The sequence below is a fragment of the Mesobacillus persicus genome (assembly GCF_900109925.1).
Taxonomy (GTDB): Bacteria; Bacillota; Bacilli; order Bacillales; family Cytobacillaceae; genus Mesobacillus_B; species Mesobacillus_B persicus.
Genome location: NZ_FOBW01000003.1, coordinates 145,020 through 162,850 on the forward strand (window position 1 = coordinate 145,020; position 17,831 = coordinate 162,850).

The 17,831-nt window shown below is 42.2% G+C and carries 15 protein-coding genes; 12 read left to right on the forward strand and 3 right to left on the reverse strand.

Annotated features, from left to right (window positions below):
• Positions 1-264: 264 nt before the first annotated feature.
• The 3 genes from mutS (at position 265) to tatA (ending at position 5,365) form a co-directional block, all read left to right on the forward strand.
• Positions 265-2,958, forward strand: coding sequence for a DNA mismatch repair protein MutS (gene mutS / locus BMX30_RS05835; protein WP_170843800.1), 2,694 nt, complete (start codon positions 265-267; stop codon positions 2,956-2,958).
• Between the two features lie 37 nt (positions 2,959-2,995).
• Complete coding sequence (gene mutL / locus BMX30_RS05840; protein ID WP_090742159.1) at positions 2,996-5,029, forward strand: DNA mismatch repair endonuclease MutL; 2,034 nt, start codon at positions 2,996-2,998, stop codon at positions 5,027-5,029.
• Positions 5,030-5,164: 135 nt separating this feature from the next.
• Positions 5,165-5,365, forward strand: a complete 201-nt coding sequence (gene tatA / locus BMX30_RS05845) for a twin-arginine translocase TatA/TatE family subunit (protein WP_090742162.1) — start codon at positions 5,165-5,167, stop codon at positions 5,363-5,365.
• Between the two features lie 172 nt (positions 5,366-5,537).
• On the opposite strand, the gene mreBH is transcribed toward tatA, so the two are convergent.
• On the reverse strand, positions 5,538-6,545 hold the full coding sequence (gene mreBH / locus BMX30_RS05850) for a rod-share determining protein MreBH (RefSeq protein ID WP_090742164.1): 1,008 nt from the start codon (positions 6,543-6,545) through the stop codon (positions 5,538-5,540).
• 430 nt (positions 6,546-6,975) lie between these two features.
• Here mreBH and miaA point away from each other — a divergent pair, with 430 nt between their 5' ends.
• The 4 genes from miaA (at position 6,976) to BMX30_RS05870 (ending at position 10,762) form a co-directional block, all read left to right on the forward strand.
• Complete coding sequence (miaA, locus tag BMX30_RS05855; RefSeq protein ID WP_090742167.1) at positions 6,976-7,920, forward strand: tRNA (adenosine(37)-N6)-dimethylallyltransferase MiaA; 945 nt, start codon at positions 6,976-6,978, stop codon at positions 7,918-7,920.
• 27 nt (positions 7,921-7,947) lie between these two features.
• A complete protein-coding gene (hfq, locus tag BMX30_RS05860) occupies positions 7,948-8,178 on the forward strand; it encodes an RNA chaperone Hfq (protein ID WP_090742169.1) in 231 nt (76 codons plus the stop codon).
• Between the two features lie 650 nt (positions 8,179-8,828).
• A complete protein-coding gene (gene spoVK, locus BMX30_RS05865) occupies positions 8,829-9,779 on the forward strand; it encodes a stage V sporulation protein K (protein ID WP_090742172.1) in 951 nt (316 codons plus the stop codon).
• A gap of 245 nt (positions 9,780-10,024) precedes the next feature.
• Positions 10,025-10,762 carry a metallophosphoesterase family protein gene (locus BMX30_RS05870; protein WP_090742175.1) on the forward strand — a complete coding sequence of 246 codons (738 nt, stop codon included), beginning with the start codon at positions 10,025-10,027 and terminating at the stop codon, positions 10,760-10,762.
• A 54-nt stretch (positions 10,763-10,816) separates the two neighbouring features.
• On the opposite strand, the gene BMX30_RS05875 is transcribed toward BMX30_RS05870, so the two are convergent.
• A complete protein-coding gene (locus BMX30_RS05875; protein WP_090742177.1) occupies positions 10,817-11,422 on the reverse strand; it encodes a trimeric intracellular cation channel family protein in 606 nt (201 codons plus the stop codon).
• A 397-nt stretch (positions 11,423-11,819) separates the two neighbouring features.
• On the opposite strand from BMX30_RS05875, the gene hflX reads away from it, so the two are divergent.
• The 4 genes from hflX to glnA all read left to right on the forward strand — a co-directional run bounded on the left by hflX (position 11,820) and on the right by glnA (position 16,337).
• Positions 11,820-13,085, forward strand: coding sequence for a GTPase HflX (hflX, locus tag BMX30_RS05880; protein WP_090742179.1), 1,266 nt, complete (start codon positions 11,820-11,822; stop codon positions 13,083-13,085).
• A 13-nt stretch (positions 13,086-13,098) separates the two neighbouring features.
• Positions 13,099-14,370: a methionine gamma-lyase family protein gene (locus BMX30_RS05885; protein ID WP_090742182.1), complete on the forward strand. Its 1,272-nt coding sequence runs from the start codon at positions 13,099-13,101 to the stop codon at positions 14,368-14,370.
• Positions 14,371-14,562: 192 nt separating this feature from the next.
• A complete protein-coding gene (locus BMX30_RS05890) occupies positions 14,563-14,964 on the forward strand; it encodes a MerR family transcriptional regulator (protein ID WP_090742184.1) in 402 nt (133 codons plus the stop codon).
• Between the two features lie 38 nt (positions 14,965-15,002).
• Complete coding sequence (glnA, locus tag BMX30_RS05895; protein WP_090742188.1) at positions 15,003-16,337, forward strand: type I glutamate--ammonia ligase; 1,335 nt, start codon at positions 15,003-15,005, stop codon at positions 16,335-16,337.
• Between the two features lie 394 nt (positions 16,338-16,731).
• On the opposite strand, the gene lexA is transcribed toward glnA, so the two are convergent.
• A complete protein-coding gene (gene lexA / locus BMX30_RS05900; protein ID WP_090742193.1) occupies positions 16,732-17,355 on the reverse strand; it encodes a transcriptional repressor LexA in 624 nt (207 codons plus the stop codon).
• Positions 17,356-17,513: 158 nt separating this feature from the next.
• Here lexA and yneA point away from each other — a divergent pair, with 158 nt between their 5' ends.
• Complete coding sequence (yneA, locus tag BMX30_RS05905) at positions 17,514-17,831, forward strand: cell division suppressor protein YneA (protein ID WP_090742196.1); 318 nt, start codon at positions 17,514-17,516, stop codon at positions 17,829-17,831.

Consider the following 17,831-nt stretch of genomic DNA (forward strand, 5'->3'; position numbering starts at 1 on the left):
CCCTCTTACTCTAGTTTTGCTCTAATTTTACCTTGTTTCCCTTCTGGTTAGTGGAGGTTCACAGGATATACATATAGAGTTTAGAAAAGAGTCAAATCTTTGTGAACCATTGTCCATATCTAATCGACAAGCACTCTAGTGACCAGCGCATTTTTTACCAAAACCCACCTTTAAAAATCAATGTCTTAAGCGAGTGGAAAACCGATATTATGATATAATAGATTTTTAGAATTATGTCGAAACAAGATGATTTTGGAGGACATTATGGCAGCTTATACGCCGATGATTATGCAATATTTACAGATAAAGGCAGATTACCAAGATGCCTTTTTATTTTTTCGCCTAGGCGATTTTTATGAAATGTTTTTTGACGATGCGCTTAAAGCATCACAAGAGTTAGAGATTACCTTGACGAGCCGCGAAGGTGGCGGAGAAGAACGGATTCCGATGTGTGGGGTTCCTTATCACTCCGCCCCAGGCTACATTGAACAGCTCATTCAAAAAGGCCACAAGGTGGCGATATGCGAGCAAACAGAAGATCCGAGGGCTGCTAAAGGTGTGGTCAGACGAGAGGTCGTTCAACTCATTACCCCAGGGACAGTGATGGAAGGCCGAGGGTTAAATGAGAAAGAAAATAACTTCATCGCAGCTGTATCTATGTTTGATGATGGTTCTTATGGATTTGCCTCTAGTGATCTTTCAACTGGGGAAAGTAGACTAACTATCCTTTCAGGTAGTTTTGAGGGAGTCTTAAACGAGCTCTCGTTATCAGGAGCAAAGGAAGTCGTCTTAGATTCCTCTACGCCAGAAGACCTGAAAAACAAACTGAAAGAACGGTCAGTGCTCGCGTTTTCTTATGAAAATCAGATTGAAATGAAAGAAAGCTATCAGCATCTTCTGAGTGAACTAGTGGACGATAAGGCCAAGAGCGTCGCTGCAAGATTGTTCAATTATCTTCACAGGACACAAAAACGCAGCCTTGACCATTTGCAACCTGTCCTAGCCTATGAAGTTGAGCAATTTATGAAAATTGACTATTTTTCAAAGCGAAATTTAGAGCTAACCGAAACGATTCGCTCAACCGCTAAAAAAGGCTCCCTTCTATGGTTGTTAGATGAAACTAAAACAGCGATGGGTGGTCGGATGCTGAAACAGTGGATCAATCGTCCATTGTTAAATGTCAAAGGGATTGAACGTCGACAGGCGATTGTCGATTTGTTCATGATGAACTTCTTTGAGCGCCATGAAATTAGGGAAAAGCTTAAGGAAGTCTATGACTTAGAAAGACTAGCAGGACGCGTCGCGTTCGGAAATGTCAATGCTAGGGACCTTGTTCAATTAAAAAAATCGTTATTGCAAATTCCGTTGCTAAAAGAAACACTCGTATCGATGGGCAATGAAGATGCGATTGAACTAGCAGCTAAACTTGATCCATGTGAGGAAGTCACAGATTTACTTGAAACAGCATTAGTTGAAAACCCGCCGCTGTCGATAAAAGAAGGAAATATCATACAAGATGGCTATGATAACCAGCTCGATCAGTATCGTGATGCGAGTCGAAACGGAAAGACTTGGATTGCCAGCCTTGAGCGACAAGAACGAGAAAAGACCGGAATTAAATCGTTGAAAATTGGCTACAACCGTGTGTTTGGCTATTATATCGAAGTGACGAAGGCGAACCTTCATCTTTTAAAAGAAGGGCAATATGACCGGAAGCAAACGTTATCGAATGCGGAACGATTCATCACTCCTGAACTGAAGGAGAAAGAAGATTTAATTTTACAAGCTGAGGAAAAGATTGTTGAACTAGAGTACGAAATTTTCGTTACGATAAGAGAAACCGTGAAGGAATATATTCCGCGGCTACAGACGTTAGCAAAGACAATCAGTGAACTCGATGTGCTAACAAGTTTTGCTGAGTTAAGTGAACAGCGCCGCTACGTCAAACCGGCTTTCACGGATGAACGGAGAATTGTCTTAAAGGACGGCCGTCACCCTGTCGTCGAAAAAGTGATGAATGCGCAAGAATATGTTCCAAATGACTGCTTTATGGACCGAGAGCGAGAGCTTTTGTTAATTACAGGACCAAATATGTCCGGTAAGAGTACCTATATGAGACAAGTGGCCTTAACCGCGATTATGGCGCAGATTGGTTGCTTTGTACCGGCCTCTGAAGCGGTTTTACCAGTATTCGATCAAGTGTTTACGAGAATTGGAGCGGCGGATGACTTAATTTCCGGCCAGAGTACATTTATGGTCGAAATGCTTGAAGCCAATAACGCAATTGCTAATGCAACGGAAAACAGCTTGATACTATTCGATGAAATTGGCCGCGGGACGTCTACCTATGATGGAATGGCCCTCGCCCAAGCAATCATTGAATACATCCATGACCGCATTGGTGCGAAGACTCTCTTCTCCACCCATTACCATGAGTTAACGGCACTAGACGAAAACCTGTCGATGTTGAAAAACGTCCATGTTTCAGCAGTGGAGCAAAACGGGAAAGTGGTTTTCCTTCATAAAATTAAGGAAGGCGCAGCTGATAAAAGTTATGGGATTCATGTCGCCCAGCTTGCGGATCTTCCGCCAGAATTGATTAGCCGAGCGGCAGAAATTCTTGAGACGCTTGAAATGAAGGACGAGCTAGGTGCAGCTAGGGCAACAGTGGGGAATAGCAGAGTAATTCATGAGAGTGGAGCAGACGTAAAAACGGAATCTATGCCGTCGAAGGTTGAAAGTGAAACTAGTGAACAGGAGTCTAATTCGACCGAACCAACTGATTATTCTGCCGGGCAGCTATCGTTCTTTGATGAAGCCCCTGTAAAAGCAAAAGCCGTAGCACCGAATAAAAAAGAAAAACGGGTTTTAGAGAAATTAACAGAACTCGATATTCTTGATATGACGCCATTACAAGCGATGAACGTACTTTATGAGTTGCAACGGAAGTTAAAGTAGCAATAGTGTTTAAAATGAAAATCGTGAGGTGAATCGGATGGGGAAGATCAAACAGCTTGATGATGCATTATCGAATAAAATTGCTGCAGGTGAGGTGGTCGAACGTCCTGCATCCGTTGTAAAGGAGTTAGTGGAAAATGCGATTGACGCCGGTAGCACCGTTGTCGAAATCGATATCGAAGAAGCTGGAATGGCGAAAATCAGAATCACGGACAATGGCGGTGGGATTGATGAAGAGGATGTCCTCATTGCCTTTCAACGACATGCCACAAGCAAAATTAAGGATGAAAATGATCTGTTCCGCATCCGTACCCTCGGCTTTCGCGGGGAAGCTCTGCCGAGTATTGCCTCCGTCTCTCGCCTAGAAATGAAAACATCCACAGGTGAAGCGGCCGGAACCCGGGTCGTCATTGAAGGCGGAAAAGTTCTGACAGTAGAGAAAGCCGATAGCCGCAAAGGGACAGATATCATCGTGAGCGATTTGTTTTTTAACACGCCAGCACGACTTAAATATATGAAAACCATCCACACCGAGCTGGGCAATATTACCGATGTCGTCAACCGGCTCGCGCTTTCGCATCCGGAAGTGTCAATCCGGCTGATCCATAATGAACGGAAACTCCTCTACACAACAGGAAATGGGGATGTAAGACAGGTATTGGCGGCGATTTATGGAATGAATATGGTCAAAAACATGGTGGCCATCTCTGGGGAATCACTTGATTATAAAATCAAGGGCTGGGTGACGATGCCAGAAATCACCCGGGCGTCGCGCAATTATATTTCGACGATGATCAATGGCCGCTTTATTAAAAATTATCCGTTGGCAAAAGCAATTCAGGAAGGCTATCATACCCTTCTTCCGATTGGTCGTTACCCTTTAGTTCTTTTAGATATTCAAATGGACCCGCTATTAGTTGATGTTAATGTTCATCCGTCCAAAATGGAGGTTCGTCTGAGCAAGGAGCAGGAGTTAAATCAGCTTGTGACCGAGACGATTAAAAATACCTTCAAAACAAAAGAGCTGATTCCGGCCGGTTTTACCGCACCGAAAATCGCAAAACCGAAATCAGAACAAACCTTTATGGAATTGGATCATATGCCTGAAAACAGAAACGTTGAACTGCGCGGAGAGGTAGATTCGGCCGGTTTGGAATCACTTTATAAAAGTGGAGCAGTGATGGAGTCGAGAGGTTCACATGAACAGGTAGATTCTCGTACGGAGAAGCTGCAGGCTGAGTCTGGTGGAGAGTCGGTGTCGTCTGGCCCGGCTACTTTCCAACAGGGAGTAGAGGAACAGCCTTATCACCAATTAACTCGCGATCAAGCTGAACCATCTATTCGGCAGCGAGATCAAGTTCAAAAAGGAACAGAGGAATCTTATCCGATCGTTGGGGATGAACATGCTTTTGAAGAGCAAGCTGATTTTAGTAACGGAGATCCTTTTGACACTGCCGATGAACCACAGTTGGAGCAGGAAGCACCGTCAAGGGTTCCACCGCTTTATCCAATTGGACAAATGCATGGAACGTATATTTTAGCTCAAAACGAGAATGGCTTGTACATCATTGATCAACATGCTGCACAGGAACGGATCAAATATGAGTATTTCCGCGAGAAGGTCGGGCAAGTGGCTAGTGAGCTGCAGGAGATGCTTGTGCCACTAACTTTCGAATACTCGCCAGATGAATGCATTCGAATCAATGAGTTTTTACCGGAATTGGAAAAGGTCGGCGTGTTTCTAGAGCCATTTGGTCCAAACAGTTTTATTGTCCGGGCCCACCCGCAATGGTTTCCACGTGGCGAGGAAAAGGAAACAATCGAAGAAATGATTGAGCAACTTTTGTCGATGAAAAAGGTAGACATTAAAAAGCTCCGGGAAGAGGCGGCGATTTTAATGAGCTGCAAAGGATCCATTAAAGCAAATCGCCATTTGCGAAACGACGAGATTCAAGCCTTGTTAGATGAATTGAGACGATCTTCTGACCCGTTTACATGTCCGCATGGACGACCAATCATTGTCCATTATTCAACCTATGAGATGGAAAAAATGTTTAAGCGCGTCATGTAATTGTGACAACATTTTGTTACGATAATTTTCGATTGTGTAATGGATGCGTTTGCTTTATGATTTAGTTAAGTGGTCCTTTGCTTGTTTAATCTATTGAATTTTAGGACGCACAATAAACAAAAGGGAGGGATTGCAATGTTTTCAAACATTGGTATTCCTGGCTTGATCATCATCCTAGTTCTAGCACTTATTATTTTCGGACCAAAGAAGCTTCCGGAGTTAGGTCGTGCGGTGGGACAAACTTTAGGAGAATTTAAGAAGTCCACAAAAGAATTGATGGACGACGAAAAAGAAACAATCAAGGAAATCGCTTCGGAAGATAAAAAGAAAAAATAAACTAACTTAACGATAATAGCGCACCTCTTTATGAGGTGCGCTTTTCTTGTTATCCCGAATTTTATCGGAGATGAGATAGGGATAGCGGGAAATCGAATTTTATGTCCCGCAACTAACCCATAAACTATAACAAATAAAAAAAGCGCACCTAACAAAAGGTGCGCTTTTCCCGCTATTTCGCCACGGGGTGAAGTTTGTTAATGTATTTAAGGGCTTTACCTGTTCCGACTGCAACAGATTCAAGTGGGTTTGGTGCTAGGTGGACAGGGACAGAGATTTCCTTGCTCAACCACTCCTGCATCCCACTTAATAAGGAGCCGCCCCCGGTTAATACGACCCCACGATCAACGATATCACCGCTTAGTTCTGCGGGACAGTCCTCTAGTGTTTTTCTTACTGTTTCTAAAATATGAATCAAGGATTCTTTTAAACAATCTCTAATTTCAAATGAATTTAACGTAATCGTACTTGGTAGTCCGGTGACGAGATCACGGCCGCGCACTTCCATTTCGAGTTTGTCGTGTTCAATGAGTGCGTGTCCAATTTCCATTTTGATTCTTTCAGCAGTTCTCTCACCAATCAAAATATTGTAAGCTTTGCGGACATGGTGAATGATATGTTCATCAAACCGATCGCCACCTATACGTAAAGAATGGCAGGCAACAATGCCACCGTAAGAAATAATCGCGACCTCAGAGGTTCCGCCACCAATGTCAACAACAACGTTGGCAATCGGTTCGTCCACGGGTAAACCAGCACCAATCGCCGCTGCCACAGGCTCCTCGATGATATGCACCTTTTTGGCACCAGCATTTCGAACGGCTTCATGAATCGCCCGGCGCTCGGCACTCGTTGCCCCAGAGGGGGTACAAACGACCACATTCGGCTTCCGAAGAGAAAATCCACCACTCCTCATTGCTTTTTTCATCAGCTGCACCAGCATTTCAGAAGTAATATCGAAATCAGCGATTACCCCGTCCTTTAGAGGGCGGACAGCGATAATTTTTTCAGGAGTCTTTCCAATCATCTCTTTTGCCTCTGTACCAACAGCAACCACCTTTTTGGTTGCTGTATCAATCGCAACCACAGAAGGCTCATTCAAAGCAATGCCTTTATTTTTACTATATACCAATGTATTTGCAGTACCTAAATCAATTCCAATTTCAGCTTGTACAATCATTTATGTCATCACCTTTTACTAGTTTTATGCCTATTACCTTTTAGGAGGCTCCCTATATTCCATTTTTAACATCCTGTTGATTTGAGCTAGGAGTGCCAATCAACAGCCACGTTTATCAACGCTTTTAAAATTGGACATGAATAGGACCCCATAATCTTCTATAAAAACTAACACGAATATGGGGGTAAATTGTCGATTGTTATCAAAACGTTACGTAAATGTAAAAACGATGGGAAATAATACAAATTATTCGGTAGTGTTTGGAAAAAAGATAGGGATAAGGGATTAAGAAGGGCTCAAGCGGGATATAATAATTTGATGTTCAACTGCTTTTCTAAAAACTTTGGGTTAAAATAGTAGATAGGACGCCAATTGGCTAGATGAGGGGCGTAGTTAGGGAATTTTTAGTTAAAAAGGCAGTGTGAGTTGTTTGAAACAGAAGGAAAAGTTATTAGTTTTAATTGGGCCAACTGCTGTTGGCAAAACAAAGTTAAGTATCGACCTAGCAAAACGGTTTAACGGTGAGATCATTAGCGGGGACTCAATGCAAATCTACAAAGGGATGGACATTGGTACCGCTAAAATAACGAGTCAAGAGATGGAGGGAATCCCACATCATTTAATTGACATCAAATCCCCGGAAGAACCTTTCTCGGTGGCGGAGTTTCAAGAACTTGTCCGTGAAAAAATCAGTGAAATTGCTAGTCGAGGAAAATTACCAATGATTGTCGGTGGAACGGGATTGTATATTCAATCGGTCATCTACGATTACCAGTTTTCAGATGCGCCATCAGACAGTGCATTCCGGACGATGCTTGAGAAGATTGCAGAAGAACAAGGCACCGAGGAACTCTATGAAAGATTGAAAAAAGTTGATCCAGATAGTGCGGAGAGAATCCATCCAAATAATGTGCGGCGTGTCATCCGGGCACTTGAGGTTTTTCAATGTACAGGAAAGACGATGACGGAGTACCAGCAAGACCAGCAGCCGGAGCTTTTATACGATACTTGCCTCATTGGGCTAACGATGGAGCGCGAACTGCTGTATAATAGAATTAACCAACGAGTTGACATCATGAAGGAACAGGGACTTGTTGAAGAAGTTAGGTCACTGTTTGACAGTGGTCTACGAGAGTGCCAGTCGATTCAAGCCATCGGTTATAAGGAATTGTACGATTACTTCGAGGATAAGGTCAGTTTTGATACGGCGATAGAGAATTTGAAACAAAATTCACGCCGTTATGCGAAAAGGCAACTTACCTGGTTTCGAAACAAAATGGATGTAGAATGGTTCGAAATGTCAGACGGTCAAAAAAAATTCGCGGAAATTTCCAGCTACATTGAAGGAAAGCTCCAAATTAAAGCGAATACATAATATTAGAGATAAAAAGGAGGATTTGCAATGAAACAAGTTAACATTCAAGACCAGTATTTAAACCAGCTGCGCAAGGATGGGATTAATGTCACTGTCTTCTTATTAAATGGATTCCAATTACGTGGGCAAATTAAAGGCTTTGATAACTTCACGGTCTTATTTGAAACAGAAGGAAAACAGCAGCTTGTCTACAAGCACGCGATCTCCACATTTGCACCACAAAAGAATGTTCAAATCGATCTTGATCCACAGCAATAATATGGAGTGGCGGTCCCTCAGAAATGAGAGATGAAGGATTGCCGGTTAAACATTTTGGGGTAGTTGGGATAGATTTATATGTATAAAGAAGCTCGCAGCTAATGCGGGCTTTTTTGTCGGTTTAAAAGCCTGGAAAAGGCTAAGGCTCCGCCGCGAGGCATAGTGTGGCTGTCCTTTAGCTAAAATCAGTTGCTAAGTGACCAAATAGAATAAAAAATAACTATTTTTAATAAAAGGAGGTCAAAAAAAGCCCATTTTATGAATTTTTTCGCCAACCTGAGGGGTATTTTGGTCCGAAAAGTCGGTTCAGAGGCCTCATATGGGGAGTGAATTCCCTATAAGCTGAATTATATTCCCTCATAGAGATGTTTTATTCCCTCACAGAGACGTTATATTCCTAGTACGGGAATATATATTCCTACTACAAGGAATAAATACTGGGTGGGGTATGGTTGAGTTACTTTCTTAATTTTAATGTAACAGCATACTAAGGTGATTTCCTCCGACCAGCCTGGGAAAATTCCTTTTAATGAATTTTGCTTTAACTGAATACATATAGTTATAGGAGTATTTCCCCCGGGGAATATAGCTTTTATCACAAGTAAGAGCTTCTTCACGCATACCGTCTTTTAGAATAGAGGTGAGAAAGCTTGGAACAACCGTTTCGCATGAATAACAATGGACAAATTAGCATTGTACTCAATGCGCAGAAGCGCAATGCAGCAACGAAGGAATTGCCTAAATCACCGCCAACAGAAGTGAAACCAAAGCCAACTGATCATGAAGCCTTAAAAGAAATTGAAGATGAGCTGGGGACATTGGTTGGAATGGACGAAATGAAACGCATGATAAAAGAAATCTATGCGTGGATTTATGTGAATAAAAAAAGAGAAGAAAAAGGATTGAAGGCCGGTCGTCAAGCTTTACACATGATGTTCAAAGGAAATCCTGGTACAGGAAAGACGACCGTCGCGAGATTAATTGGAAAGCTATTTTTAAAAATGAATGTACTATCTAAAGGGCATTTAATCGAAGCTGAAAGAGCCGATTTAGTTGGAGAATACATTGGTCATACGGCACAAAAAACACGTGATTTAGTCAAGAAAGCTCTTGGTGGAATTTTATTTATTGATGAAGCGTACTCTTTAGGACGTGGTGGAGAAAAGGATTTTGGGAAAGAAGCGATTGATACGCTTGTTAAACATATGGAAGACAAACAACATGAATTTATCTTGATTCTTGCGGGCTATTCACGAGAAATGGATTATTTCTTATCGTTGAATCCAGGTTTGCATTCTAGATTTCCATTAGTCGTTGATTTTCCAGATTATACAATAGATCAATTAATGGATATAGGCAGACGTATGCTAGATGAAAGAGAGTATACATTAAGTCATGAAGCGGAGCGAAAACTGAGGGAGCATCTTGCCTGGGTGAAATCAAGCCTAGGACCAACTGGATTTTCAAATGGCCGCTATATTCGTAATATCATAGAAAAATCCATTCGTGCCCAGGCGATGAGGCTGCTGCTAGACAATCAGTTCGAGCGGCATGAACTTGTCACCCTTCGGAGCAATGATCTTATTTTAAATGAGGGTTGATTGGCATTCTGATAGCACGGAGCGGAGGACGAAAAGGTGTCATTTTCGTCCTCCTTTTCTCGTTTTCTTGATTGGGAGTGAAAATCAACACTCATGATAAAAAAAAGTCACTTGAAAAAATCAATTATCCGATTATATATGGTAGAATTTGTATAAAATAGAGAAGTTTGTACGGATAGTTTGTTGCAAATCAACAAAGGGCCTTCGTCCAGGCAAATGAATAGCAAAATAATGGGAGTATGGTTATGGAGAAAAAAATTGCAATTTTAACAGATATTCATGGCAATAACGCCGCTTTAACAGCAGTGTTAGATGAAATTGATCATGACCTGCAAGTGGAACATATTTATTGTTTAGGGGATTTAGTGGGGATTGGGCATGAAACGAATGAAGTCCTAGAGACATTGTTTTCACGGGAGGATGTGTCATTTGTGCTAGGGAACCATGATGAGGCGATCTTAGACATACTTGCGGGGAAAGAGCCGGAGAGTAAGGGACCGGAAAGAGATCATCATAAATGGATTGCTTCTCGTTTAAATGAGCAGTTAACCGCTCCCCTTCATCAGATTCCTAAACAATTAGAAAGCAATTATAATGGGAAAAAGTTTCTGTTTACGCATTACCATTTGAACGAGGAAAATGAGTTTATGACGGTGGACTATGAACCAACAGCGAAGAAACTGGATGAACATTACAGCAAAACAAACGCTGACGTTGTCTGTTTTGGTCACCATCACGTCGTTCACCATTTTCATTCAAGACAGCGCTTGTATTTTAACCCCGGCGCACTTGGTTGCCAATACAAACCGATTGCCCCCTATGCGATGTTAACGGTTGGGGAATTGGGGAACATCAATATCGATTTGAAAGAAGTTCCGTACAATAACAAAGATTACATGCTAGCCTATTCAAGGCTGCCAATCCCAGCGAAAGACTTTGTTCTGAAAAACTTCTATGGAAATCAACATCTGAATTACCTCTAAAAAATGGATGGTGCCAGGCACCATCCATTTATTTAACATATAGTTATTTTCCTTTTAGTTCATTTCAACTTTGCGGATAGGGAGGCGCCAACCATGAGTATAGGAGTATACGCGGAGGCCGGTGATTACGGCAAACAATGCGTAAAGCTCGATTGGTGACTGGACCCAGTTTATTCCGATTAGTAGCCCTGCTAGGATGGCCCATATCGCGTAAACTTCGGACTTTAATACGAGCGGTTTACGGCCAGCCAATAGATCACGGATCATTCCACCACCACTCCCTGTTAGAACGGCAGCGATAATGACAGCGGCTAATGGATGGTTCATCCCCGTTGCATAAAGTGCTCCTTGGATAGCAAACGCAGATAGACCGATGGCATCCGTGAAATTCCCCCACTTTTGCCAATGTTTTAATAGTTTGCTTGGAAAAAGCAAGATGATGGTAATCGACAAAAGGGCAATTGTGAACAGGAGGCCTTGCTCCCACAAAGCTGAAATCGGAACTCCAATTAACAGGTTCCGGATTGCTCCTCCTCCAAAGGCTGTGACAATTCCCAACATATAAACACCGAAAATATCATACTCTTCTTCCATCGCGACAATGGCGCCACTGATGGCAAAGGCAATTGTACCAATCATGCTGAGAACTTCCCAAGTCATCGCCGATCTCTCCCTTACAAGTCATTTCTAATAAGTTATGTTCCGAACTTTTCCTGCGTTATCTAGGTTCCCTCTCAAGCTTTGTTGCTTTCGAGCCAAATGGAACTTATAGCTATATATGTATCGTTGAAATATAGTTTTAGTTTTATAAAGAAAAGCCTGCAAACCTAATTTAATTGCAACAAATAGCTATTCTACGTTAAAATCTGCTGTTGGATTTTAACACCAATCTTTACGAAAACAGTCTATTTAAAAGAACCATAATGATTTTACCATCTTCAACTTGTTTTTTTAACCAAAATATCTCATAAAAATCAAGAATAAGGTAAAAATTATGGTTCATTGACCTTTTTTGGTATGATGAGATTAAATACATATGAAGAAAGGTGGAATTCGCTTGGAACAGAAAATGGATTCCTCTGAAAAAGCCATTCTCGTTGGCTGTCAGACCCCAGCTTCTGACGACCTCCGATTTCAATATTCAATGGATGAACTGGCTTCTTTAACTGAAACAGCTCAGGGAACGGTCGTTATTTCGGTTGTGCAAAAACGGGACCGCATTCATCCTTCAACCTATATTGGCAAAGGGAAAGTGGAAGAGCTGAAAGCTTTGGTTGCCGAATTAGAAGCGGAGTTAATCATCTTCAACGATGAGCTTTCACCAAGTCAGATACGGAATCTCTCAAGAGATCTTGAAGTTCGGATTATCGACCGAACGCAACTTATCCTTGATATCTTTGCCCGTAGAGCACGCTCCAAGGAAGGGAAGTTGCAAGTGGAACTGGCTCAGCTGCAATACTTGCTCCCTCGATTAATGGGGCAGGGAACAGCGATGTCGCGGTTAGGTGCCGGGATTGGGACAAGAGGTCCAGGGGAAACGAAACTTGAGTCAGACCGACGCCATATTCGCCGGAGAATTGACGATATCAAGGGCCAGCTGGAAGTTATCGTTCAGCATCGTGATCGTTATCGGGAGCGCCGGAAGAAAAATAAGGCTTTCCAAATTGCACTCGTCGGTTATACGAATGCTGGGAAATCCACGCTTTTTAATCGGTTAACTGAAGCGGACTCCTATGAAGAAAATCAACTGTTTGCAACGCTAGATCCGATGACGAGGAAAGTCATTTTGCCAAGCGGATTTACCGTCCTGATGACGGATACGGTTGGATTTATTCAAGACTTACCGACCACCTTGGTTGCAGCATTCCGCTCGACCCTAGAGGAAGTTCGCGAAGCCGACTTACTTTTACATGTCGTCGATATGTCAAATGAGGATTATTTTTCTCATGAGCAAACCGTCACGAAATTGTTAGCAGACTTAGAAGTGAACCAAATTCCGCAAATAACGGTTTATAATAAAAGAGATATCAAACATCCTGATTTCGTACCAGTAGCGAAAACGGAGACCGCTTTTATCAGTGCTCATAATGATGAGGACCGGGATCAACTAAAGCTAAAAATAGAAGAAACGGTCATCGGGATGATGGAAGCATTCCATGTACTTGTTCCTTCTGGTGAAGGGAAGCTACTTTCTCAGTTGAAAAATGAGACCATCTTACGAGAGCTTACTTTTGATGAAGATAAGCAGGGGTATGTTTGTAAAGGTTATGCGTTAAAGGACCATCATGTAACAGGTCAACTTAATAAATATTCAGTGAGATAGGGGAAACAAAGGTATGTTTACGCAATTTACATCTGGGGAAAAGCTTGAAAATCTTGTTCAACAAGTAGAAGAGCAAATTTCAGCGATACATAAAAAAATCGACCAGCGGATTGATGCCAATCAGTTCCGTGTTTTGCAGAGTTTTCAAAAGCACCGTGTCAGTGATTCTCATTTCATGCCATCTACTGGGTACGGTTATGATGACATAGGTCGCGATACATTAGAAAAAATTTACGCGGATGTGTTCGGTGGCGAAGCAGGTTTAGTTAGACCGCAAATTATCTCGGGCACGCATGCAATCTCTATTGCCCTTTTTGGCATTTTGCGACCTGGAGATGAGCTTTTATATATGACAGGGAAGCCTTACGACACCCTCGAAGAGATCGTCGGAATCCGTGGCAGTGGGAATGGGTCACTAAAAGAATACGGCATTTCCTATGATTCTGTTTCATTAACGGAAGCGGGACAAATCGATTGGCAGGCGGTTGAAAAAGCGATTAAGCCAAACACAAAAATGATTGGCATTCAGCGGTCAAAAGGCTATGCAACCCGACCATCCTTTACAGTTGCCGAAATAGGCGAAATGGTTCGGTTTGTCAAAGAAATCAAATCGGATGTAGTCGTCTTCGTTGATAATTGTTATGGTGAGTTTGTGGAAGAGCAGGAACCATGCCATGTCGGTGCCGATTTAATGGCTGGGTCGCTTATAAAAAATCCTGGTGGCGGAATCGCGAAAACAGGTGGTTATCTTGTTGGGAAAGCGGAGTACGTCGAGTCATGTTCCTACCGGATGACTTCACCAGGAATTGGTGCGGAAGCGGGTGCGTCCCTTTATGCGCTCCAGGAAATGTACCAAGGCTTTTTCATGGCACCGCATATTGTTGCCCAAGCATTAAAGGGGGCTGTTTTTACAGCAGCGATGCTTGAAAGATGCGGCATGAATTCGCAGCCAAGTTGGGATGCAGACAGAACCGATTTAATTCAATCTATTCAGTTTGATGATCGTGAGAAAATGGTGGCTTTCTGTCAAGCGATTCAATTTGCTTCTCCAATTAATTCACATGTCACTCCGTACCCGAGCTATATGCCAGGGTATGAAGATGACGTTATCATGGCAGCTGGAACGTTTATTCAAGGCGCAAGTATCGAATTAACGGCCGATGGCCCGACGCGCCCGCCATATGTTGCCTATGTGCAAGGTGGATTAACCTATTCCCACGTTAAAATGGCCGTATGTCTCGCCTTGGATCGGCTAGTGGAAAAAGGATTAGTGAACCTAGCATAGGAATGTAGAAATTATAAAAGTATGGGGCTGGTTATCAAGTGTATAACCAGTCTTAATATAGGTAAAGATAAAGGCAAAATCATTTATCTAAAAATTAATTCAAAAACTATGTTAGATTATCTTACATATAGTTGACATGTTAACTTACATTACATATAATAAAACTATCAATAGGAGAAAGGAGAGAAATCGATGGGCGGAAGCCAGATTCGCCGCAATATGCCACTGTTTTCAATCGGGATCGTCATGCAGTTGACAGATCTTACTGCTAGACAAATCCGATACTATGAAGAACATGGCTTGATTTCTCCAGCAAGAACAGAAGGCAATAAACGTCTTTTTTCCTTAAACGATATTGACAAACTGCTTGAAGTCAAGGATTTAATTGACCAAGGTGTCAATCTTGCTGGCATTAAACAAATCTTCAATGTAAAACAACAACAAGATGATGTACTAACAGATGAAGACAACCAAGAAGCTGAAAAAGTGAGAAAAGACCTTTCCGATGCTGAGCTTCGGAAGCTTCTCCGCAAAGAATTACTCAGAGCTGGAAGGTTTAATCGGGGCCATGGCAACCCGCCAAGACTCCAGTAAAATTATGAAAATATGAAAATAGTAGGAGGAAGATAAGAATGGCAAAGTTTACTAGGGAAGATATCGCTCGTTTATCTCAAGAACAAAATGTAAAGTTCATCCGCTTACAGTTTACTGATATTTTAGGAACAATCAAAAACGTGGAGATTCCAATCAGCCAGCTTGAAAAAGCACTAGATAATAAAATGATGTTTGATGGATCTTCAATTGAAGGTTTCGTTCGTATTGAAGAATCAGATATGTACTTAATTCCAGATTTAGATACTTGGGTTGTCTTCCCTTGGACAGCTGAAAAAGGAAAAGTTGCACGACTTATCTGTGATATTCAGAACCCAGACGGAACGCCATTCCTAGGTGATCCACGTGCAAACCTTAAGCGTGTCTTAAAGGAAATGGAAGAACTAGGCTTCACTGATTTCAACTTAGGGCCTGAGCCAGAATTCTTCTTATTCAAGTTAGATGAAAAAGGCGAGCCAACGCTTGAATTAAACGATAATGGTGGATACTTTGACCTTGCACCAACCGATTTAGGTGAAAACTGCCGTCGTGATATCGTTCTTGAGCTTGAAGAGATGGGCTTTGAAATCGAAGCTTCTCACCACGAGGTAGCGCCAGGACAGCACGAAATCGACTTTAAATATGCTGATGCGATTACAGCTTGTGACAACATCCAAACGTTCAAGTTAGTTGTCAAAACCATCGCACGTAAGCATGGTCTTCATGCAACATTCATGCCGAAACCATTGTTCGGTGTAAACGGTTCTGGAATGCACATGAACCTATCATTGTTTAAGAATGGCGAAAATGCATTCTATGATACAACAGGAGACCTTGAATTGAGTGAAACAGCAAGACAGTTTATTGCAGGTACAATTAAAAATGCTACAGCTTTCACAGCTGTAACAAACCCAACAGTAAACTCTTATAAGCGTCTAGTTCCTGGTTATGAAGCTCCTTGTTATGTTGCATGGTCTGCTCAAAACCGTTCACCATTGATTCGTATCCCAGCATCCCGTGGATTGAGCACGCGTGTTGAGGTACGTAGCGTAGACCCAGCTGCGAACCCATATCTAGCAATGGCTGTTCTTCTACAAGCTGGACTTGACGGTATCAAGAACAAACTGACTCCTCCAGCTCCAGTTGACCGCAACATCTACGTGATGGATAAAGAAGAGCGCGAAGAAGTAGGAATTGTTGATCTTCCTGCAACTCTTGCAGCGGCTCTTGATCAGTTAAAATCTAGCGAAGTCATCCGTGCAGCCCTAGGTGAGCACATCCTTGAGCACTTCGTTGAAGCAAAAGAGATTGAATGGGATATGTTCCGTACGCAAGTGCACCCATGGGAGCGCGAGCAGTACTTGACGATGTATTAAAATAAAATGAAAAAAGCCCTGACACTTTGGTGTTGGGGCTTTTTTGTGCTAGGTCCGGTTCTACACAATTCGGAGATTAACGAGTGGTGTTAATTCGCTGAGTGTTTGTCTATGTGTTCGTGGGAGGAATGGGAAGGAAGCTACCGGTAACATAGGGGGCTTCTATGAGCCCGTGGGAGGTGCAGGAAGGAGGTTACCGGTAACATAGGGGGCTTCTATGAGCCCGTGGGAGGTGCAGGAAGGAGGTTACCGGTAACATAGAGGGCTTCTACGTGCCCGAGAAAGCCACGAAAACCTTGGAAACGGTAACATAAACAACTCTATAGGAGTGAGATGAATATCGACTATACTTCCAAAACATTAAAGAGCTTGTCCCAATCTAGGGACAAGCTCTTTAATGCATATGACGGTAAACGCCAACCACTTTTCCAAGAATGGAAACATTCCGAAGAATAATAGGATCCATCGTAGGGTTCTCAGGTTGTAGGCGAATAAAGTCTTTTTCTTTAAAGAATCGCTTCACAGTTGCTTCATCTTCCTCGGTCATCGCAACGACAATTTCCCCGTTGTTGGCTGTTTGCTGCTGTTTCACGATTACATAATCGCCATCGAGGATACCTGCATCAATCATACTATCTCCCATGACTTCAAGCATAAATACTTGTTCATCGGAAGGGACCAAAGTGTCTGGAAGTGGGAAGTATTCCTCAACATTTTCAATCGCAGTTATTGGTTGACCGGCAGTGACTTTTCCAACAACCGGAACATTTATGACACTATATTTAGGCGTTGGCATATCTGGTTCATTTTCAAGTATTTCAATCGCCCGTGGTTTGGTTGGATCGCGGCGAATCAGCCCTTTGCTTTCTAAGCGAGCTAAATGTCCATGGACAGTCGAGCTGGAAGCAAGTCCAACAGCTTCGCCAATTTCACGAACAGAAGGTGGATAGCCTTTTTTCTTCACTTCATCCTTGATGAAGGCAAGGATGTCTTGTTGCCTTTTTGATAGTTTTGTCATAATCACGCACCTCGTCTTTTTTATCTATTTTGATTATAACACGTATGTTCGTATGGTACAAACATAAGTTCGAACATGTTGTTGACAAGAAACAAATGTTCGCATTATAATAAAATCAATCAAACAAACGAACATATATTCTGATTGAGGTGTACAAAATGAAAAAGATTTGGCAAAATAACTCTTATACCATTTTACTAATCGCAACAAGTTTAATAGTCTCATTGGTGTTCGCAAGTGGACTTAAATCAGGGAATGAAGATTACATAACAATAACAGTTCAATCTGGGGAATCGCTCTGGAAAATTGCAGACGATTTTTCTAATAATCATAATTTAACGAACCATGAATTTGTTGTTTGGGTTGAAAAAGAGAACGGTATTACAGGCGGGAAAATATATGCGGGGGATGAATTGATCATTCCCATCCGTACGCAGCATAATGATGATACACCACAGTATGCAAGTATAGATTGA